This is a genomic window from Nocardioides sp. B-3, from assembly GCF_024703895.1.
GTDB lineage: Bacteria > Actinomycetota > Actinomycetes > Propionibacteriales > Nocardioidaceae > Nocardioides.
In genome coordinates, this window is the sequence record NZ_CP087968.1 from 2,441,868 (window position 1) to 2,460,675 (window position 18,808).

At 68.9% G+C, this 18,808-nt stretch carries 18 protein-coding genes and 8 pseudogenes; 18 read left to right on the forward strand and 8 right to left on the reverse strand.

The genetic code is table 11. The features are described from left to right. The first annotated feature begins 22 nt into the window (after positions 1-22). Positions 23-1,783, forward strand: coding sequence for a DUF2207 domain-containing protein (locus LP418_RS16230; protein ID WP_257952851.1), 1,761 nt, complete (start codon positions 23-25; stop codon positions 1,781-1,783). Positions 1,784-1,829: 46 nt separating this feature from the next. Continuing rightward, on the forward strand, positions 1,830-2,402 hold the full coding sequence (locus LP418_RS16235; RefSeq protein WP_257952852.1) for a LemA family protein: 573 nt from the start codon (positions 1,830-1,832) through the stop codon (positions 2,400-2,402). Between the two features lie 63 nt (positions 2,403-2,465). On the opposite strand, the gene LP418_RS16240 is transcribed toward LP418_RS16235, so the two are convergent. Beyond that, a complete protein-coding gene (locus LP418_RS16240) occupies positions 2,466-3,092 on the reverse strand; it encodes an alpha-ketoglutarate-dependent dioxygenase AlkB (RefSeq protein WP_257952853.1) in 627 nt (208 codons plus the stop codon). Between the two features lie 107 nt (positions 3,093-3,199). On the opposite strand from LP418_RS16240, the gene LP418_RS16245 reads away from it, so the two are divergent. From LP418_RS16245 to LP418_RS16265, 4 genes are all read left to right on the forward strand, one after another. Next, a complete protein-coding gene (locus tag LP418_RS16245) occupies positions 3,200-3,958 on the forward strand; it encodes an ABC transporter ATP-binding protein (protein WP_257957066.1) in 759 nt (252 codons plus the stop codon). A gap of 141 nt (positions 3,959-4,099) precedes the next feature. Next, positions 4,100-6,274: an FtsX-like permease family protein gene (locus LP418_RS16250; RefSeq protein ID WP_257952854.1), complete on the forward strand. Its 2,175-nt coding sequence runs from the start codon at positions 4,100-4,102 to the stop codon at positions 6,272-6,274. Continuing rightward, entirely contained in the window at positions 6,174-6,560 is a 387-nt protein-coding gene (locus LP418_RS16255) for an ABC transporter permease (protein WP_336276087.1), read from the forward strand. The genes LP418_RS16250 and LP418_RS16255 overlap by 101 nt, the downstream gene beginning before the upstream one ends. Before the next feature lie 192 nt (positions 6,561-6,752). Then, positions 6,753-7,472 (forward strand): GntR family transcriptional regulator, encoded by a 720-nt coding sequence (locus LP418_RS16265; protein ID WP_257952856.1) that lies wholly within the window; start codon positions 6,753-6,755, stop codon positions 7,470-7,472. Here the strand turns inward: LP418_RS16265 and LP418_RS16270 are convergent. Together LP418_RS16270 and LP418_RS16275 are read right to left on the reverse strand one after the other, a co-directional pair. After that, positions 7,459-8,064, reverse strand: a complete 606-nt coding sequence (locus LP418_RS16270) for an HD domain-containing protein (protein ID WP_257952857.1) — start codon at positions 8,062-8,064, stop codon at positions 7,459-7,461. The genes LP418_RS16265 and LP418_RS16270 overlap by 14 nt on opposite strands. After that, positions 8,036-9,679, reverse strand: a pseudogene (locus LP418_RS16275) (DNA repair helicase XPB). The gene LP418_RS16270 and the pseudogene LP418_RS16275 overlap by 29 nt, the downstream one beginning before the upstream one ends. Positions 9,680-9,858: 179 nt before the next feature. Between LP418_RS16275 and LP418_RS16280 the strand changes: the two are divergent. Together LP418_RS16280 and LP418_RS16285 are read left to right on the forward strand one after the other, a co-directional pair. After that, entirely contained in the window at positions 9,859-10,266 is a 408-nt protein-coding gene (locus tag LP418_RS16280) for a family 43 glycosylhydrolase (protein ID WP_257952858.1), read from the forward strand. Continuing rightward, positions 10,260-10,733, forward strand: coding sequence for a hypothetical protein (locus LP418_RS16285; protein WP_257952859.1), 474 nt, complete (start codon positions 10,260-10,262; stop codon positions 10,731-10,733). The genes LP418_RS16280 and LP418_RS16285 overlap by 7 nt, the downstream gene beginning before the upstream one ends. 16 nt (positions 10,734-10,749) lie before the next feature. On the opposite strand, the gene LP418_RS16290 is transcribed toward LP418_RS16285, so the two are convergent. The 3 genes and pseudogenes from LP418_RS16290 to LP418_RS33635 all read right to left on the reverse strand — a co-directional run. Further along, positions 10,750-10,893 carry a hypothetical protein gene (locus LP418_RS16290; RefSeq protein ID WP_257952860.1) on the reverse strand — a complete coding sequence of 48 codons (144 nt, stop codon included), beginning with the start codon at positions 10,891-10,893 and terminating at the stop codon, positions 10,750-10,752. A 52-nt stretch (positions 10,894-10,945) separates the two neighbouring features. Beyond that, positions 10,946-11,266, reverse strand: a pseudogene (locus LP418_RS33630) (substrate-binding domain-containing protein); the annotation flags it as partial. Continuing rightward, positions 11,193-11,756 (reverse strand): annotated as a pseudogene (locus LP418_RS33635) (LacI family DNA-binding transcriptional regulator); the annotation flags it as partial. The pseudogenes LP418_RS33635 and LP418_RS33630, both read right to left, overlap by 74 nt. A gap of 302 nt (positions 11,757-12,058) precedes the next feature. Here LP418_RS33635 and LP418_RS33640 point away from each other — a divergent pair. From LP418_RS33640 to LP418_RS16305, 3 genes and pseudogenes are all read left to right on the forward strand, one after another. After that, positions 12,059-12,604, forward strand: a pseudogene (locus tag LP418_RS33640) (ABC transporter substrate-binding protein); the annotation flags it as partial. A gap of 157 nt (positions 12,605-12,761) precedes the next feature. Beyond that, positions 12,762-12,956 (forward strand): annotated as a pseudogene (locus LP418_RS33645) (hypothetical protein); the annotation flags it as partial. Positions 12,957-13,007: 51 nt separating this feature from the next. Next, on the forward strand, positions 13,008-13,232 hold the full coding sequence (locus LP418_RS16305; RefSeq protein ID WP_257952863.1) for a hypothetical protein: 225 nt from the start codon (positions 13,008-13,010) through the stop codon (positions 13,230-13,232). Here LP418_RS16305 and LP418_RS16310 read toward each other — a convergent pair. Continuing rightward, positions 13,226-13,456 (reverse strand): hypothetical protein, encoded by a 231-nt coding sequence (locus LP418_RS16310; protein WP_257952864.1) that lies wholly within the window; start codon positions 13,454-13,456, stop codon positions 13,226-13,228. The genes LP418_RS16305 and LP418_RS16310 overlap by 7 nt on opposite strands. On the opposite strand from LP418_RS16310, the gene LP418_RS16315 reads away from it, so the two are divergent. The 5 genes and pseudogenes from LP418_RS16315 (at position 13,440) to LP418_RS16335 (ending at position 17,543) form a co-directional block, all read left to right on the forward strand. Continuing rightward, positions 13,440-14,444, forward strand: a complete 1,005-nt coding sequence (locus tag LP418_RS16315) for a carbohydrate ABC transporter permease (protein ID WP_257952865.1) — start codon at positions 13,440-13,442, stop codon at positions 14,442-14,444. The genes LP418_RS16310 and LP418_RS16315 overlap by 17 nt on opposite strands. 115 nt (positions 14,445-14,559) lie before the next feature. After that, complete coding sequence (locus LP418_RS16320; protein WP_257957067.1) at positions 14,560-15,387, forward strand: carbohydrate ABC transporter permease; 828 nt, start codon at positions 14,560-14,562, stop codon at positions 15,385-15,387. Then, positions 15,368-15,907, forward strand: coding sequence for a glycoside hydrolase family 32 protein (locus tag LP418_RS16325; RefSeq protein WP_257957068.1), 540 nt, complete (start codon positions 15,368-15,370; stop codon positions 15,905-15,907). The genes LP418_RS16320 and LP418_RS16325 overlap by 20 nt, the downstream gene beginning before the upstream one ends. Then, complete coding sequence (locus LP418_RS16330) at positions 15,904-16,422, forward strand: hypothetical protein (protein ID WP_257952866.1); 519 nt, start codon at positions 15,904-15,906, stop codon at positions 16,420-16,422. Before LP418_RS16325 ends, LP418_RS16330 begins: the two co-directional genes overlap by 4 nt. A 40-nt stretch (positions 16,423-16,462) precedes the next feature. Beyond that, a pseudogene (locus tag LP418_RS16335) lies at positions 16,463-17,543 on the forward strand (ABC transporter ATP-binding protein). A gap of 236 nt (positions 17,544-17,779) precedes the next feature. Here LP418_RS16335 and LP418_RS16340 read toward each other — a convergent pair. After that, on the reverse strand, positions 17,780-17,995 hold the full coding sequence (locus LP418_RS16340; RefSeq protein ID WP_257952867.1) for a hypothetical protein: 216 nt from the start codon (positions 17,993-17,995) through the stop codon (positions 17,780-17,782). Between the two features lie 83 nt (positions 17,996-18,078). Here LP418_RS16340 and LP418_RS33650 point away from each other — a divergent pair. Together LP418_RS33650 and LP418_RS33655 are read left to right on the forward strand one after the other, a co-directional pair. Next, positions 18,079-18,453, forward strand: a pseudogene (locus tag LP418_RS33650) (alpha-galactosidase); the annotation flags it as partial. Then, positions 18,335-18,727 (forward strand): annotated as a pseudogene (locus tag LP418_RS33655) (alpha-galactosidase); the annotation flags it as partial. The pseudogenes LP418_RS33650 and LP418_RS33655, both read left to right, overlap by 119 nt. Between the last annotated feature and the right edge of the window lie 81 nt (positions 18,728-18,808).

Below are 18,808 nucleotides of genomic sequence, written 5' to 3' on the forward strand. Positions count from 1 at the left end.
ATACGCCCTAGGCTCAGCGACCATGAAGCGACTGGTCGTCACGCTGCTCGCGCTCGGCCCGGTCGCCTTCGGCATCGTCACGCCGGCCCTGATGTTCAACCGCTCCAGCGCGGAGGCCACCTACGAGCCGACCAGCATCTCGTCCTACCTCGCCGACTTCACCCTCGAGGCCGACGGCGACCTGCGGGTCGTCGAGACGATCACCGTGGAGTTCCCGTTGTACGGCGACCGCCACGGCATCTTCCGGTTCTGGGACCGCCACGATGTCAACGCGCCGCGACTGCGGCGAGAGCCGCTGGACGTGAGCGTGCTGCGTGACGGCAGCTACGAGGACTTCGAGATGGAGTCCCGCGAGCGGGGCCGCTTCGACGTCGCGAAGATCGGGTCGGCCTACACCACCGTCGAGGGACCGCACACCTACCGGATCGCCTACCGGATCGAGGACGTGCTGCTCCCGACCGACGAGGGATCCCGGTTCTACTGGAACCTCGTCCCGGGCGGCTGGCAGCAGGACATCGCCGACGCGCGGCTGATCGTGCACCTGCCCGCCGACGCCGGCCCCGTCCAGTGCGCGCGCGGCGCGGGCGCCATCGGCGGCTGCGAGGCGTCCGGCGAGGGCACCGACACCCTGACGGTCAACGTCTCCGACCTGCCGGCGAGAACCCCCGATCACCGTCTCCACGCTGCTTCCGCTCGACGCGCCCGAACCCCGCGACGAGCGGCCCCGGTCGATGAAGTGGGAGCCGGTGCTGGGGCCGGGCGTGCTCGCCACCTTGTTCATGCTGGGGGCTGGGCTGGTGTCCGGACTCCTCGCCCTGCGGGGGTGCGCAACGCGCACGAGCCGAAGCCGCCGTACCCGCTCCTCTATGCGCCGCCTGCGGGCGTCGGGCCGGCGCAGGGGCAGTACGTCCTCACCGAGCGGGTGCAGGACACCGCTTTCGTCGCGACGCTGATGGAGGCGGCCGAGAAGGGTGCGATCTCCATGAAGCGGAGCAACGTCAACTGGCAGATCCGGGGCACGGGACACGCGACCGGACCGGCGCTGGACGCGGTCACCCGCACCACGACCAAGCTGCTCGGCGTCACCGGCGAGGGGACCTTCCACGCCGACCGCTCAAACATCAAGGCCGGCAAGGTGTTGCAGACGGCCAAGGCCGAGACCACCAGTGCCGTGAAGGAGTGGGCACGCAAGCAGGGCCTCATGACCACCGCCGGGCTCGGCAGCGCAGGGGGCGCGTCGGTGATCCTCGCGGCGGTCGTGACCGTCCCGGTCGTCATCTTCAACCCGTTCAACATCTCGCTGCTCGCGCTGGTCCCCGGTGCGTACGCCGCATGCGGACTGTGGCTGCTGGCACCCGGGTCGGGCACGAAGCGCACCGCGAAGGGCCGCGAGCTCTGGTCGCAGCTCGGGGGCTTCCACCGCGTGCTGTCGACCCCGTCGAGCCAGCTGCGCTTCGAGTTCTCGGGACGCCGGGAGCTCTACACCGCCTACCTCCCGTGGGCCGTGGCCTTCGGCGTCGCCGACGAGTGGGCCAACAAGTACCGCACCGAGATCGGCACCGAGCCGCCCGCACCGGCCTACTTCGCGACCGGCTACACCGGCACCCATACCGGCAACCACGTCAACCAGATGGTCAACGACTTCGACAGCACCGTCGACGGGGCGATCTCCTCCTACCGGGCCAGCCAGCGCCCGCAGTCCTCCGGCAGCAGCGGCTTCTCCGGTGGGGGCGGTTTCTCCGGCGGTGGCGGCGGTGGCGGCGGCGGTGGTGGCTCGTGGTGACTCCGTGCGCCAGACTCCTCGTGACCTCCAACGAAAGGCCAGCCCCATGACCATTGCCCTGATCGTCATCGTCGTCATCGTCGTGATCGCGGTGGCCCTCATCGGCTTCGTGATCGTCGGCTTCAACAACCTGCGTCGCGCCGACATCGCCGCGCAGGAGGCGCTCGGTGGCATCGACGTGCAGCTGACGCGTCGTGCAGAGCTGGTGCCCAACCCGGTCGCGACCGTGCAGGGCTACGCCAGCCACGAGAGCCGCGTCCTCGAGGAGGTCACCAACGCCCGCGCCGGCGTGCAGGCGGCGACCGCCGGCAACGACGTGGCCGCCAAGGCCGCCGCCGACGCCGCGCTGTCGAGTGCGCTGGTGAAGCTGAACGCCGTCGCCGAGGCCTACCCGGACCTCAAGGCCAACGCCAACTTCCTCGACCTGCAGCGCCAGCTCGCCGAGATCGAGAACCAGCTGGCCTTCGCCCGGCAGTACTACAACGACGCCGTCGCCAGCCTCAACAACCTCACCCAGACCATCCCGTGGATGTTCTTCACCGGCATCGCGGGGGTGAGCAAGCGCGAGTTCTACGACGCGCCCGAGGCCAACGAGGCTGCGCCCCGCGTCGAGTTCTGAGCCCGGCCGCAGGCCTGTCTTCCTTCGGTGGTTGAGGAGGCGCGCCAGCGCCGTCTCGAAACCCTAGAAGACGTTCAGCGGCCTGAACTGCACACTGATCCTCGGCCCCGCCGCGGCCACCTTGGGGATCGCGTGCTCCCACGTGCGCTGGCACGAGCCACCCATCACCACCGGGTCGCCGTGGCCGAGCGTCACGCCGATCGACTCGCCACCTCCGCGTGGTCGCAGCGCGAGCTTGCGCGGGTCGCCGAGCGACACGATCGCGACCATCGTGTCCCGGCTCTGACCGCGACCGATGGTGTCGCCGTGCCGGGCGACGGAGTCCTTGCCGTCACGGTAGTAGCAGCAGCCGGCGCTCACGAACGCCTCGCCCAGCTCCGGCCGGTAGTGCGTGCTCAACGCGTCGCGGGCCTCTTCGAGGGCGACATGGGGGAGGGCCTCGCCGAGCATGTAGGTGTGCACGAGTCGGGGCACGTCGACGATGCGGTCATACATCTGGCGGCGCTCTGCTCGCCACGGGACCTGCGCGACCATCGTCTCGAGGACGTCGTCGGCCCCGGCCAGCCAGTTGCGCTGGACATCGAGCCGGGCGCCGTGTGCCAGGAGCGTCCGCTCCGGTGCGAGCGGGGAGAGGGAAGGGCCGGACTCGACCGGTGCGTCGGGTGCGAAGAGGGTCGACTGGAAGTCCACGCCACGAGCGTAGGTCGAACAGGCGTTCGACACAACCCTGACACCCGGATCAGGGTCAATCCCGGTGGCGGCGGTTTGTCATCGTGGTGGAGTGTGGGCGCATGACGATGACCGATGCGGTGGGCGTGGCCGTTGCCGCGCGGGTGCGGGACCTGACCAAGACCTACGGCAAGGGCGACGCGATGGTGCGCGCGCTCGACGGCGTCAGCCTCGACCTCGTCGCCGGTGAGTTCACCGCGATCATGGGCCCGAGCGGGTCGGGCAAGTCCACCCTGATGCACTGCTGTGCCGCACTCGACACGGCGACGTCGGGCACGGTGTTCATCGGTGATCGCGAGCTCGGCAAGCTCAAGGACAAGGAGCTGACCCGGCTCCGGCGCGACGAGATCGGCTTCGTCTTCCAGTCCTTCAACCCGGTCCCGACGCTGAGCGCCGAGGAGAACATCGTGCTCCCGCAGTCGATCGCCCGGCGCAAGCCCGACCGCGAGTGGTTCGACACCGTGATCGAGACCGTCGGCATCCGCGACCGTCTCGGCCACCGCCCCAACCAGCTCTCCGGCGGTCAGCAGCAGCGTGTCGCCGTCGCCCGCGCGCTCGTCGGCCGACCCACGATCATCTTCGCCGACGAGCCCACCGGCAACCTCGACTCCACGTCGGGTGCCGAGGTCCTCGACCTGTTGCGCCGCAGCGCGGCCGACTACGGGCAGACCGTCGTGATGGTGACCCACGACCCGGTGGCCGCGTCCTACACCGATCGAGTGGTCTTCCCGGCCGACGGCCGCATTGTCGATGAGCTGCGCAACCCCGACCGCGAGGGCGTGCTCGACGTGATGGCGCGCATGTCCGCGCCCGCCGCGGAGGCGTGATGTTCCGCGCCGCTCTCAAGAGCCTGCTCGGGCGCAAGGTGCGCCTGTTGATGAGCACGTTCGCGATCGTCATCGGGGGTCTCCTTCGGCGTCGGCACCCTCGTCTTCAGCGACACCCTCAGTCGCAGCTTCACCGCGCTGATGGCCTCGACGGTCGGCGACGTCGTCGTACGCCCCGCGGGCACCGACGCCGCGTCCGAGCCCACCACCCGCACTGTCGACTCGACGCTGGTCGACGAGCTCGAGGGCGTCGAGGGGGCGGCTCGCGTCGACGGCAACGTGACCGCTTTCGGCGTCTACGTCGTGGGGAAGGACGGCAAGCTCATCGGCGGCAACGGCCCGCCCAGCATCGGCGGCAACTGGAGCGAGGCTCCGGCGGGTCACGACCTCGAGGGCATGGACATCATCGCCGGGCGGGAGCCGGAGAAGCAGGGCGAGGTGCTGCTCGACTCGAGGACCGCGGGCGAGGGCGGCTACGTCATCGGGCAGGACGTCAACATCGTCACCGCCACCGATCGCGGCGCCCTCACCGCCGAGCTGGTCGGGATCATCGGCTTCCCCGAGGGCGGCTCGCTCAATGGCGCGACCTTCACCGCCTTCGACACCCGCACCGCCCGGGAGCTCTTCCTCGACGGGAAGGACGCCTTCACCGACATCTGGGTGACGGCCGAGGCGGGCACCAGCCGGGGCGACCTGGCCGAGGCCGTGACCGCCGCGCTGCCCGACGGAGTCGAGGCCGTCACCGGCGACGACGCGGCCGACGAGGCGGCCAGCGCCATCCGGGAGGCGGTCGGCTTCCTGACCACCTTCCTGCTGATCTTCGCCGGCATCTCGCTGGTCGTCGGCGCCTTCCTGATCGTCAACACGTTCTCGATCCCGGTCGCCCAGCGCAGCCGCGAGCTGGCCCTGCTGCGCGCCCCGGGCGCGAGCAAGAAGCAGGTCACCCGTTCCGTGCTGCTCGAGGCGCTGGTCCCGGGCCTGCTCGGCTCGACGATCGGGCTCGGCCTCGGCGTGCTGCTGGCGGTCGGCATCCGCAGCCTGTTCGCCCAGTTCGGGCTCGACCTCTCCGGGCAATCACTGATCATGGCTCCGAAGACGATCCCGGCGGCCTATGCCGTCGGCGTCATCGTCACCATGGGCGCGGCGTTCTTCCCGGCCCGCCGGACCACCAAGATCGCGCCCGTGCAGGCCATGCGCGACGACATCGCGATGCCGGAGTCGTCGCTGCGCAGGCGGTTCCTGATCGGGGTCGTGCTGATGCTGGGTGGCGGCGCGGCCCTCGCGGCCGGCCTCACCGACTCGGTCCCGCGCCCGCTCTGGTTCGTCGGCGGCGGGATCCCGGCGATCCTGCTCGGCGTCGCTTCCGCCAGCCCGGTGATCAGTCACCCCTTGCTCTCCGCGGCGGCGTGGATCTACGCGCGGCTCTTCGGGTCGATCGGTGCGCTGGCCGGCCAGAACTCGCTGCGCAATCCTCGCCGTACGACCGCAACGTCCTCGGCCCTGATGATCGGCCTCTCCCCGGCGTGCACGATGGCGATCGTCGGCGACTCCGCCAAGGCCAGCGTCGACCGGACGATCGAGGAGAACTTCGTCGGCGACTACGTCGTCAGCAGCCTCGTGGGACAGAGCTTCTCGACGAGGATCGGCCGCGAGATGGCGGACGTGCCGGGGGTCGAGAGCGTGTGGGCCCAGCGGTTCGCGATCTCCCAGATGGGCGGGGAGGGGCAGGGCATCGGTGCCGCCGACCCAGCCACGATGCGCGACGGCTTCAAGATCGACATGGTCGAGGGCGACCTCTCCGACTCGGGTCGACGGCACGGTCGTCGTCGACGAGACCTATGCCGAGGAGGAGGGGCTCGAGGTCGGAGGCGACGTCGAGGTTCGGCTCGCCGACGGGGAGCGCGAGATGGAGGTCGTCGGTTTGTACGCCGAGAACCCACTGCTCTTCTTCCCGATCGTGACCACCCCGCAGACCCCGGTCGCCGCGGGCCACCGGGACTCCGACAACTTCCTGATCATCGACACCGATGGTCGGTCCGGCGTGCAGGACGCCCTCGACGCGGTCGTGGAGAAGTCGCCGATCGTCACCGTCAAGGACCAGCAGGGCTTCGCTGCCGAGCAACGCGAGCCGATCGACCAGCTGGTGTTGATGATCTTCGCGCTGCTCGGGCTCGCGCTGTTCATCGCGGTGCTGGGCATCGTCAACACGCTCGCGTTGTCCATCATCGAGCGCACGCGCGAGGTCGGGCTGCTACGGGCGATCGGAGTCAGCCGGCCCCAGCTGCGGCGGATGGTGACCCCCGGAGTCGGTGGTGATCGCGGTGCTCGGTGCAGTCCCGGGCGTGGTGCTGGGCATCGGGTTCGGGATCGCGCTCATGCACTCGCTGCGCGAGGAGGGGTTGGAGGTGATCTCGGTGCCGACGGGTCAGCTCGCGATCTTCCTCGTCGTCTCGGTCGTGATCGGGGGTGGTCGCTGCGCTGCTGCCGGCCCGGCGAGCCGCGAAGCTGGACGTCCTGCGCGCAATCGGTGCCGAATGAGCGTACTAATTTGTGGACGTTCCTTTACCATGCGCTTCGACAAAACCCTCACGCGTCGTTGTGACCGGTCCTACTCTCGTGCCTGTGGACACCGTGGAAGTGAAGCCTGCTGAGAGCGGGCTCAAGCACGTCCAGGTGCGCGAATACGTCCGTGGCCTCGTGTCCGAGGCCGCTCCCGGGTCGGCCGCCCCCTCCGAGCGGGAGCTCGTGGCCCGCTTCGGCGTCGCCCGGATGACGGTTCCGCCGGGCCCTCGACGTGCTGGTCACCGAGGGGCTGCTCGAGCGGGTCCCCGGCCGCGGCACCTTCGTCGCACATCCGCGTCGTCGGGTGGGGCGGCTGTCGTCGTACACGGAGGACATGAAGCTGCGCGGGCTGCTGCCCGAGTCGCAGACCCCGGTCGCCCGCCGCGAGCAGGCCGGACCGGGTGTGGCCCGGGCGCTGGACATCTCCGCCGGTGACGCCGTCATCCACTGGAAGCGGCTGCGCCGCGCCGACCAGCACATCGTGTGCGTCGAGGACGCCTATCTCAACGAGGTCCTGCTGCCCGGCTTCCTGCAGAGCGGAATGCCGACCAGCCTCTACGACGCGCTCGAGGAGCGGGGTTTGCGCCCGACGTGGGCCGAGGACGCCATCTCCGCCGACGCCGCCACGGTCGACGAGGCGACGCTGCTGGAGATCCAGCCCGGCGCTCCCGTGCTGCACCTGTCACGGCGGGCGCTGTGCGGCGACAAGGTCGTCAACGTCTCCCGGACCGCCTTCCGGCCCGACCGCTTCACGATGTACGTCCAGCTCGGCGACTGGCCTGAGGGATTGGCCCCTCCTCCGTCATTCCCGCTGGCGGTGAGTGAGCCACATTTTTCGCGCGAAACGTGGGTGGGCCACCTGGATTGCGCGTGTCCCGCGCGACTCGCCGGAGCGGCGGTGCCGGGGCCACAAAATCTTCCTCAGAAATGTGGCTCACTCACCGCTGGGTGAGAGCAGCCGCGCGGATCTCCGCGGTCACGTTGGCGCGCGCTCGCGCCTCCCAGAGCGACCGCCCCTGCGGCGTACGGAACAGCGACGGACCGTCCAGCAGATCGCCCAGCACGGCGGCACGACCGGCCCGGAAGTCGGCGTCCGAGACCTGCGCATATTCGGTTCGTACGTCGCGCGTAGTCGGCATAGCGCTGCGGATCGGCCGCCCGGGATCGCCGTGTCGGCATCGCTCAGGGCAGCGGCGTTGAGGTCGTCCGGGAAGGCCCGGTGGTGCTCGGTCATCCGCACCCGGGCGCGCGACCTCGGCGGCCGGCGGGTCCGGGAGCGCGGCCTCCGCCAGCATGGCTGATCGCTCCTCGGCGGACGGCTGACCGTCGTAGACCGCGTCGTGGAACCACGCCGCGAGCACGACGGGCACGGTGTCGAACGAGACCCCAGCAGCGTCGAGATCGTCGAGCCGGTCGAGCACCTCGGTCAGGTGGTGCAGGTCGTGGTAACCGGGCCGGTCCCACGCGGCGAGGAGCTCGTCGCGGACGTCGAGGAGCGCCCGCAGCGGCCAGCGGTCAGCGAGCGGCGTCGAGGTCGGTGGCATCGATGATCCGGTAGGCGTAGCCCTGCTCGGCCGGGAACCGCTGCCGGTTCTGCGCGAACTCGGCGTCGACGGTGTCGCGCGAGACCACGGTGTAGAAGTGCGCGGTCTTGCCCTCCGACTTGGGCCGCAGCAGCCGGCCGAGCCGTTGCGCCTCCTCCCGGCGCGAGCCGAACGACCCGCTGACTCGGATCGCGACCTCGGCCGACGGCAGGTCGATGGAGAAGTTGGCGACCTTGGAGACTACGAGCAGCGGTTCCTCGCCGGAGCGGAAGGCGTCGAAGAGTCGCTGCCGCTCCTTGACCGGGGTCTCGCCCTTGATCACGGGCGCGCCGAGCATCTCCGCGAGCTCGTCGAGCTGGTCGAGGTATTGCCCGATCACGAGGGTGGGTTGCCCCTCGTGCTGGTCCACCAACCGCCGTACGACATCGATCTTGGCGTGCGTGCAAGAAGCCGGGCGGTAGCGCTCCTCGGGCTCGGCGGTCGCGTAGGCGAGGCGCTGGCCCTCGGGCAGCGTGACCCGGACCTCGACGCAGTCGGCGGGCGCGATCCAGCCCTGCGCCTCGATGTCCTTCCACGGCGCGTCGTAGCGCTTGGGCCCGATCAACGAGAAGACCTCCCCCTCGCGACCGTCCTCGCGCACCAGCGTGGCGGTCAGGCCGATGCGGCGGCGGGCCTGCAGATCGGCGGTCATCCGGAAGATCGGCGCCGGCAGGAGGTGGACCTCGTCGTAGACGATGAGGCCCCAGTCGCGCGTTGAGCAGCTCGAGGTGGGAGTAGACGCCCTTCCGGCGGGTGGTCATCACCTCGGTACGTCGCGATGGTGACCGGCCGGACCTCCTTGACGGAACCGGAGTACTCCCCGATCTCGTCGGCGGTCAGGGACGTGCGCTTGATCAGCTCGTCCTTCCACTGCCGGGCGCTGACGGTGTTGGTGACCGGGATCAGCGTGGTCGCCGACGCTCGGGCCATCGCGGCCGCGCCGACGATCGTCTTGCCGGCGCCACAGGGCAGGACGACGACACCGGAGCCGCCGTGCCAGAAGGACTCGGCCGCCTCCTGCTGGTACTTCCGCAGCTCCCAGCCGACCTCTGTCAACGCGATGGCGTGCGCCTCGCCGTCGACGTAGCCGGCGAAGTCCTCGGCCGGCCAGCCGAGCTTGAGCAGCGCCTGCTTGAGGTTGCCGCGCTCGCTGGCGTGCACGACGACCGAGTCGTCGTCGATGCGGTTGCCCAGCATCCCCGCGATCTTCTTGGCGCGGAGGACCTCCTCGAGGACCGGGCGGTCGATACTGCTCAGGACGAGCCCGTGCGTGGGGTGCTTCTCCAGCCGCAGCCGCCCGTAGCGCCCCATCGTCTCGGCGATGTCCACGAGCAGTGCGTGGGGTACGGCGTAGCGACTGAACGTCAGCAGCGCGTCGACCACCTGCTCGGCGTCGTGCCCGGCCGCGCGCATTCCACAGGCCCAGCGGGGTCAGCCGATAGGTGTGGATGTGCTCGGGGGAGCGCTCGAGCTCGGCGAAGGGCGCGATCGCCTTGCGGGCGTCGCTCGCCAGTGGGTGGTCGATCTCCAGCAGCAGTGTCTTGTCGCTCTGGACGATCAGGGGGCCGTCATTCACCGACCCAGCCTACCGGCGTGGCGGAGCGACGTCGGCCGACGCGGAAATGCCAGTGAAGAAACGATTCCGCAGACGCTGTTTCTCGGGTAGCGTTCGCCCGGTGTTTCGACTACCTGAAAGCTGGGTCTGGGACTTCTGGCTCCTCGACGACGGCGAGAACTACCACCTGTTCTTCCTCTATGCCTCGCGCGCTCAAGGATCCGAACGCGCGCCACTATCGCGCCTCGATCGGTCACGCGGTTTCCACCGACCTGACGAACTGGGAGCGGGTCACCGACGTGATGGTTCGCAGCGACGGCCCGGCGTGGGACGACCTCGCGACGTGGACCGGCTCGGTCGTGCGGCACCCTGACGGCCGCTGGTTCATGTTCTACACCGGCTCGACGGCGGCACCGGGCGGCTCCAACATCCAGCGCATCGGCTATGCCACCTCCGACGATCTGATGACTCGGCACAAGGCCGGTCATCCCGTCCTCGAGGCCGACCCTGAGTACTACGAGCGACTCGCCGCAGGGCTGTGGCACGACGAGGCCTTCCGCGACCCCCGGTCTTCGCCGACCCGGAGGGCAACGGCTGGCACATGCTGATCACGGCCCGGTCCAACCGCGGGGCGGGCGGACCTGATGACGCAGTCGATCGTGGAGTCGTGGGCCACGCATGGTCCGCCGACCCGGAGCACTGGGAGCATCGCGGGCCGCTGACCGAGCCGGGACAGGGCTTCGGGCAGCTCGAGGTCGTCCAGACCTACGAGATCGACGGTCGGCATGTCCTCATGTTCAGCACGGGAGCCGAACACGTCTACCCACAGGACTCCGGCGCGACCGGTGGCGTCTGGTGGGCGCCGGCAGCTTCCGCGGTGGGTCCCTTCGACGTTGCCAACGCGCAACGCATCGGCGGCGACGAGTTGTATGTCGGGAAGCTGATCCGCGATCGGGAGACCGGCGCGACGAGGTTGCTCGCCTTTGTCATGGACGTCGACGGCGAGTTCGTCGGCGAGATCATCGATCCGGGGACGGTGGTCTGGGAGGGCGATCGCCCGGTGCTCCGGCGCTGACCTGAGCGGCGGTGCGTCAGGGCTGTTCGGGCGGTGGCGCCACCGAATCGCGACGCACGATCGGGCACTCCATCCGGGCGACGTACCCGTCGCCGTTGGTCTGCCACTCGACGTACGACGTGTCGGCGCCCATGACCAGCTCGATCGCGAGCTTCCCCATCTCGGCGTGGGGGAAGCCGCATGGTGGTCAGCGGCGGGTCGAGCTCGGAGGCGATGTATTCTCGGTCGTCGAACCCCACGATGGACACGTCGTGGGGCACCGAGAGGCCACGGAGCCGAGCCGCGCGGTAGAAGCCCATGGCTGCGCGGTCGTTGAAGCAGAAGACGCCCGTGGGTCGCTGGTCGGGGAGGCAGGTCGAGGAGTCGGCCGCTGGCCACTCCACCGGCTGCTGTGCCCTGCTCTCGGACGTGCAGTTGCGGGTCGGGCGTGATGCCGGCGTCCTCGTGAGCCTGCTGATAGCCGGCCGGGCGGAGCGGGCCTGCGGGAGTTCCCTCGGAGTCGTCGACGTAGGCGACCCGTCGGTGTCCGGCATCGAGGAGCTCGCGCGTCGCCACCCGCGCTCCCTCGACCTCGTCGGGCACGATCGAGCGATAGGGGCCGGAGTCCGCGCGGCAGTTGAGGAAGACGGTCGAGTCGGGCAGCGATTCGTTCGGAGTGACGACCACGTGGTGCATGTGGGCCACGACCAGTGACGAGACTCGGTGCTGGAGCAGCGAGTCGACGGCTCGCTGGATGTCGTCCGCGCGGGGTTCGTCGCTGACGTTCACGGTCAGGAGCAGGTGCCGGCTCCGTGCGGCTTCGTCCTGTGCGGCGGCGAGCATGGCGACAGCGAACGGTGTGGTGGTCACGTCGACGGAGACGAATCCGATCACCTCGCTGGAGCGGCGTCGCAAACCTCGCGCCATCACGTTGGGCTGGTAGCCCGGGTCCTCGGCCGCCTGCTGCACCCGCTGACGCGTCGACTCGGGGACTCGGACTCCCTCGCGCTGCTTGTTGAGGACTACGGAGACGGTCGTTGTCGATACGCCAGCGCGCCACGACGTCCTTCAACGTGGGTCGACGGGGGTGAGGACACGGCCAGCTCCCCGGGTTCGCGCGCAAAATCACGCGGGAGGTATTGACATGGAAGAAACGTTGTATCACCCTTGCGGAAACGTTTCTTCATGTGGCACCCGTCATAGGAGGAAAAACCGATCTCCGGGAGGACCTCGTGGGTCAGACCCCGTCCCGATTGATTGCGAAGGCCGTGGCGGTTGCCGGCGCCACCGCCCTGATCGCCACCGGCTGCGCGAAGGCGAGCACCGGCGGCGAAGAAGCCAACACCATGACGGTGTGGACCCACGCCGGTGGCGCCGAGAAGGAGATCGACCTCCTCGAGACGATCATCTCCGACTACAACGCCAGCCAGGACACCTACACGGTGAAGCTGAAGTCGTTCCCGCAGGAGGCCTACAACTCGGCCGTCACCTCAGCCGCAACGGCCAAGAAGCTCCCCTGCATCCTCGACATGGACGCCCCCAACGTCCCGGCGTGGGCCAACTCCGGATTCCTGACCCCGCTCGACCTCCCGCAGGAGCTCGTCGACAAGAACCTCGAGAGCACCAAGGGCATCTACAACGACGAGCTCTACTCGATCGGCTACTTCGAGGCCGCGCTCATGATCTTCGCCCACAAGGACGCCCTCGACAAGGCGGGTGTCCGGATCCCCACGGTCGAGAAGCCATGGTCCGCCGACGAGTTCGCCACGGCGCTCGACAAGATCAAGGAGACGGGCGACTACGACTTCCCCTTCGACCTCGGCACGGGCGACTCGGGCACGGAGTGGTGGACCTATGGCTATTCACCGTTCCTGCAGAGCTTCGGTGGCGACCTGATCGACACGACGGCTTCAAGAGCGCCGACGGTTTCCTCAACGGTGACGCTGCGAAGGAGTGGGCCGCCCGGTTCAGCGGACTCGTGGAGGACGGCAACGTGCCGCCGAAGTCCGGAGTCGACGCTTCGCAGACTTCTCGAACGGCAAGTCCGCGATGGTGTGGACGGGCATCTGGAACTCCACCGGCCTCGGCGAGGTGAAGGACGGCATCGCGTTGCCGCCGCCGGACTTCGGCAACGGCCCCAAGATCGGTGGCGGCTCCCGGCAGTGGGGCGTGAGCTCAAGCTGCGAGACGAAGGAAGCCGCGATGGACTACCTCGAGTTCTCCCTCGATGCGAAATACCTCAGCAAGATCGCCGGCGACTCCGGCAACGTACCTGCCACCGAAGAGGCTGCCGAGATGACGGAAGGCTGGGAGGTCGGCGGACCGAAGCGGTTCTTCCCGGATGAGTCGGCTGCGTTCGCCGAGCTCCGCCCGGCGACCCCCGGCTACCCGTTCCTGACGTCGACCTTCGCCAAGGCGGCTCAGGACATCATCGCCGGCGGCGATGCGGACGCGATCCCGGACAAGGCTGTCGCCGACATCGACGCCGACCTCGAGGCGAACAACTACTACGGCTACTGAGCGTAGCGCGGGCGGCATCTCCTCCGGGGGATGCCGCCCGTACCACCCCAACCATCGGAGGATCGATGTCCACGACGCTCGCGCCCCAGGGCCGCGCCGGCGAGCACGCCGCGCAGCTCGCGAAGCAAGGCGAAGACCCGGTCCCGGGTCGGCTTCAGCTTCACCGCCCCGGCACTGTTCATGTTGGTGATCTTCTTCTTCATCCCCGTGGCGCTCTGCTTCACGCTCGCCTTCACCAACGCGCGCCTGATCTCGCCCGAGCCGATGCGGTTCACCGGGCTGGACAACTTCGAGCGGCTCTTCGCGGATCCGCTCTTCTGGAAGTCACTGCGCAACACGGCCTACTTCGCCATCGTGGTCGTGCCCCTGCAGTCGGCCCTCGCGCTGCTGCTCGCCATCTCGGTCAACGGCCGGGGCCGGGCGAAGAACTTCTTCCGCACGCTCTACTTCGTGCCCGTGGTCACCTCGATCGTCGTCGTCTCGATCCTCTGGCGCTTCATGTATGCACCCACGGGTCTCGTGAACAACCTGCTCCAGATGGTGACCTTCAACATCATCGACGGCACCGACTGGCTCAGCAACGGCTCCACCGCGATGCCGGCCATCATCGTGATGTCGATCTGGCAAGCGGTCGGGTTCCACATGGTCATCTGGCTCTCCGGCCTCCAGACCATTCCCGGCGACCAGTACGAAGCGGCGGCGCTCGACGGGGCCAGCGAGTGGGACAAGTTCCGTTTCATCACCTGGCCCGGCCTCAAGGAAACGCGCACCTTCATCATGGTGACGATCACGATCGCGGCGCTGAGCCTCTTCGCGCAGATCCAGGTCATGACCAACGGTGGCCCGCTCGACGCCACCTCGACGGTCATCTATCAGGCCGTGCGCGCCGGCTACACGCAGCAGCAGACGGGCTACGCCTCGGCGATCTCCCCCGGTTTTCTTCGCGCTGGTGCTCACCATCTCGTTGACCCAGCGGTTCCTCACCCGAGACAAGGATGCCCGATGACGACCCTCGCCCAGGGACGCACCGCAGCGTCCTCCGAAGCAGAAGCGCCCGATCACCGGCCGCACGATCGGCATGAACATCGGCCGCGTCGTGCTCGGATTCTTCTTCGCCTTCCCGATCGTCTTCATGCTGGTCTCGTCCCTCAAGCCCGACGAGCAGATCTTCGCCGACCCGGGTTCCCTCAAGGCGTTCTTGCCGGTGGGTGACCTGTCGCTCGACAACTACCGAACGACTCTCGACACCGTCCCTGCCGTCCGGTTCCTGTTGAACTCGATCCCGGTGTCGGGTGTCACCGTGGTCCTCGGACTCATCATCAACAGCATGGCGGCGTTCGGCCTGTCGCGACTGGAGTGGAAGGGCCGCGGGCTGGTGCTCAGCCCGGTCCTTGCCACCCCGGTCGTGCCCTTCGAGACGTTCGCGCTGCCGCTGCTGTGGTGGGTCAACCACCTGCCGTGGCTCACCCACGAGGGCTTCACGATCCTGTGGACCGAAGGGTGGTTGGACACCTACCGCGTGCAGATCCTGCCGTTCATCGCCAACGCCTTCTCGATCTATCTCTTCTACTCCTACTTCCAGAGCATCCCCAAGGAGCTCGACGAGGCGGCGCGGGTGGACGGCGCGGGTTGGTTCCGCATCTACCGCAGCATCGTCATGCCGCTGTCCGGTCCGGCCATCGCGTCGGTCTCGATCCTGACGTTCCTGCCCGCGTGGAACTCGTTCCTGTGGCCGCTCATGGTGGTGCAGACCGAGGAGCTCCGACCCGTCATGCTCGGGGTGAGCTACTTCTTCCAGCTCAACGTTGCACGGGGGCCCATGATGGCCTACTCCAGCCTGATCACCCTGCCGGTGTTGGCCCTCTTCCCGGCCTTCCAGCGCTCCTTCATCGGCAGCATCGCGTCCAGCGGGAGTGAAGGGATGACCGTGACCGCCACCCTGAGGACCTCGCTCAGGCCAGCCCTGCACCTGACCGCTCCGGCGGGGTGGATCAATGACCCGCACGGTCTCTTCCACGCGGACGGGCGCTATCACCTGTTCTTCCAGCACATCCCGGACTCGCTCCGAGCATCGCATCGACTGCCACTGGGGTCACGCGACCAGCACGGACCTGCTGCACTGGGAGCACGAGCCGATCGCGCTCTCGCCCGGTGACGGGGATTCGGGCATCTGGTCGGGCTGTGCCGCGGTGAGCGATGAGGGCGAGCCGCTGCTCTTCTACACGTCTGCCAGCGAAGGGGACGTGGGTCGGGCGTCGATCCGGGTCGCCCGTCCGGCGGATCCGGAGCTGCGCACCCGGACCAAGGGTCCTGTCGTTGCCTCACCCCAGCGCCCGGAGACCACGGTCTTTCGAGACCCGGTCATCACCCGCGACGCAGACACGTGGCGGATGGTCGTCGGGCACGGTGACGCCGAACGGACGGCCGGTGCCGAGGTGTTCCGGTCCGCCGACCTCCTCACTCGGGACTACGACGGCTTGCTGAGCACGCGGGCCGCAGCGGACGAGCCGTTCACGGGCGCTGCATGGGAGTGCCCCCAGCTCGTACGCCGAACGCATGGCCTCGATACGGACCTGCTGGTCGTCTCGGTGTGGGATGACGATCCCTTCCATGTCGCAGCCTCCGCCGGTACCTACTCCGAGGGCAGGTTCACCCGGGGGACTGGCAGCGGTTGACGGTGGGCGCCGGCCACTACGCATCGACGCACTTCATCGACGCCGATGGTCGCCCAAGTCTGCTGTTCTGGATCCGTGGAATCTCCGACCCCGGCACGTGGGTGGGTGCGCTCAGCGTGCCCTACGTCGTGTCCCACGACGGGAGTCGTACGGCGCTCACGCCGCACCCCACGGTTGCCGCGGCACGCAGCACGTCCACGGGCGGCGAACCCGCCACGGCGCTCGACGTCGAGTGGTCGCCGCACGGCACGGGCACCCTGCGCCCGGTCGGCCCGGACGGGGTGAGCCGTGCCGATCTGGCCCTCGCCGACGGCGTGCTGACCATCAGCGTGCCGGGCGCCGACCCCGTCGTGGTGGAGCACCACGAGCCGACACTCCGGGTCATCGCCGATGCGCAGGTCCCGGAGATCGTCGCCGACGGAGGTCTCGTCGGGCTTCAGCTGACCGACGTCGCAGGAGGCCTCATCCCCTACGCCGATGACCCGAGCCACCTCGCGTGGTGGCACCTCTCCTGACCCAGCCCCTCTTCTCTCCGCACGACCCAAGGAGCACGACATGGCCAGCATCACCTTCACCCGGGCCCAGCGGTGGTATCCCGGGACCGACAAGCCCGCCGTCCCCGGCATCGACCTCAAGATCGAGGACGGCGAGTTCATGGTCCTCGTCGGACCGTCGGGCTGCAGCAAGTCCACGACGTTGCGCATGCTCGCCGGGCTCGAGGAGGTCAACGCAGGGCAGATCCACATCGGTGACCGCGAAGTCACCGGACTCGCCCCCAAGGATCGCGACATCGCGATGGTCTTCCAGAGCTATGCGCTCTATCCGCACATGACGGTCGCCGAGAACATGTCGTTCTCACTGCGGATGGCCAAGGTGTCGAAGGCCGATCGCGAGAAGCGCGTGGCGGAGGCCGCGGAGATGCTCGGCCTCACGGACTACCTCGATCGCAAACCCAAGGCCCTCTCCGGTGGTCAGCGACAGCGTGTTGCGATGGGCCGGGCGATCGTCCGCAAGCCGCAGGTCTTCTGCATGGACGAGCCGTTGTCCAACCCTGGACGCGAAGATGCGAGTTCAGACCCGCACGGACATCGCCAAGCTGCAGCGCGACCTCGGCGTGACCACCGTCTACGTCACCCACGACCGAGTCGAGGCAATGACCATGGGAGATCGCGTGGCGGTCATGAAGGACGGCCTCATCCAGCAGGTCGACACCCCGCTCGCCCTCTACGACCGTCCGGTCAACCTCTTCGTCGCCGGCTTCATCGGCTCACCGCAGATGAACCTGCTGTCCGGGCAGTCGGTCGACGGCGACGTCCGCATCGGCACCTATCTCGTCCCGGTCGACCCCACGGCCGCCAAGCGCATGGACGGCAACGTCGTGGTCGGCGTCCGTCCCGAGAACTGGCGCCTGGTGGGCCCGGGCGAGGGCATCCCGATCACGGTCCGCCTGATCGAGGAGCTCGGTGCGGACGCGTTCGTCTACGGCACCTGCGAAGCACAGGGGACTCCCCATGACGTGATCGTCCGCGTCCCCGGCCGCGACTCGACGCAGAAGGGCGACGTCCTCCACGTCACCACCGACCCGACCCACGTGCACGTCTTCGACCGGGAGACCGGTGACCGCCTCTCTGCCTGAGATTCCGGGAACTCTCACCCGGACCACGGTTGAGCTGCTCCGAGCGGACGACCTCCTGCCTGTCGTGGTCCCGCTCCGTGCGGGTGGCGGCGAGAAGTCCTTCACTCCGCTCGTCCTCAACGGTCCCGGGATGCCGCTCCCGGGCGAACATGCCCGAGGTCTGTTCACGCGGCCCCACCTGCGGGGACACCGGGTGGACGGTCGAGCGTGGTCGACGCGGTTCGACCGGGTCTCGATCACCGAGGGCGCTGGCCGCCTCCCCGGTGGAAGCGGTCGACGCCGACGCAGGTCTGGCGTTTCGGGGGGTCTTCGAGGAGGTGGCCGGGGGCGTGCTGCGCCTCAGGTACGCCGTCACGAACCTCGACCCGTCGGCCTACCTCATCGAGGGGTTGGAGGTGGTGCTCCCGGTTGCTGACGACCACACCGAGGTCCTTGACTTCACCGGTCGACACGAGCGCAGAGCGGACCCCGCAACGCCACGGTGTGAGAGATGGGCTGTGGCTGCGCGAGGGGCGGGGCGGTCGACCCGGACTGGATGCCGCGACCCTCATCGCGGTCGGGGGTGCCGGGGTTCACGACGACGGATGGCCGCGTCGTCGCCGTACACGTGGCGTGGAGTGGGAACTCCGTGCTGCGAGTGGAGCGCAGCGCTGCCACCGGCACGACGATCGGTGGTGGCGAACACCTGCTTCCCGGCGAGGTGGTGCTCGCCGAGGGCGAGAGCTACGAGACGCCCCGGGTCCACTTCGTGGCGGCCGCGAACGGTCTCGACGAGGTGGCCGGCGCCCGGCATGCCTACGCCCGTTCGCTCCCCGCACACCCCGACCTGCAACCGGTGGTGCTCAACGTCTGGGAGGCGGTCTACTTCGACCACGATCTGGACCGACTGCGAGACATCGGGGATCGCGCGGCCGCGGTCGGTGCGGGAGCGCTTCGTGCTCGACGACGGCTGGTTCCGGGGCCGACGCGACGACACGGCCGGCCCGGGCGACTGGTGGGTCGACGACAGCGTGTGGCCGGACGGCCTCGGGCCGCTGATCGATCACGTCCGCGGACTGGGGATGGAGTTCGGGCTGTGGTTCGAGCCCGAGATGGTCAACCCCGACTCCGACCTGTTTCGCGCGCATCCCGAGTGGGTGATGTGCTCAGGGCACCGGCTGCCGCTGCTGCACCGCAACCAGTGGGTGCTCGATCTGACCCACCCGGACGCCTTCGCCCACATCCCGGAGCGACTCGACTCGCTCCCCGGGCGCCCACGCGATCGG

Excerpts from the sequence above, each read along its gene's own strand:
- LP418_RS16245 (WP_257957066.1), top strand. The coding sequence starts at position 3,200 with ATGACCGATGCGGTGGGCGTGGCCGTTGCCGCGCGGGTGCGGGACCTG.
- LP418_RS16285 (WP_257952859.1), top strand. The coding sequence starts at position 10,260 with ATGCTGATCACGGCCCGGTCCAACCGCGGGGCGGGCGGACCTGATGAC.
- LP418_RS16305 (WP_257952863.1), top strand. The coding sequence starts at position 13,008 with ATGACGGAAGGCTGGGAGGTCGGCGGACCGAAGCGGTTCTTCCCGGAT.
- LP418_RS16235 (WP_257952852.1), top strand. The coding sequence starts at position 1,830 with ATGACCATTGCCCTGATCGTCATCGTCGTCATCGTCGTGATCGCGGTG.
- LP418_RS16250 (WP_257952854.1), top strand. The coding sequence starts at position 4,100 with ATGGCCTCGACGGTCGGCGACGTCGTCGTACGCCCCGCGGGCACCGAC.
- LP418_RS16290 (WP_257952860.1), bottom strand. The coding sequence starts at position 10,893 with ATGGGGAAGCTCGCGATCGAGCTGGTCATGGGCGCCGACACGTCGTAC.
- LP418_RS16230 (WP_257952851.1), top strand. The coding sequence starts at position 23 with ATGAAGCGACTGGTCGTCACGCTGCTCGCGCTCGGCCCGGTCGCCTTC.
- LP418_RS16320 (WP_257957067.1), top strand. The coding sequence starts at position 14,560 with ATGGCGGCGTTCGGCCTGTCGCGACTGGAGTGGAAGGGCCGCGGGCTG.
- LP418_RS16270 (WP_257952857.1), bottom strand. The coding sequence starts at position 8,064 with ATGCCACCGACCTCGACGCCGCTCGCTGACCGCTGGCCGCTGCGGGCG.
- LP418_RS16280 (WP_257952858.1), top strand. The coding sequence starts at position 9,859 with ATGCCTCGCGCGCTCAAGGATCCGAACGCGCGCCACTATCGCGCCTCG.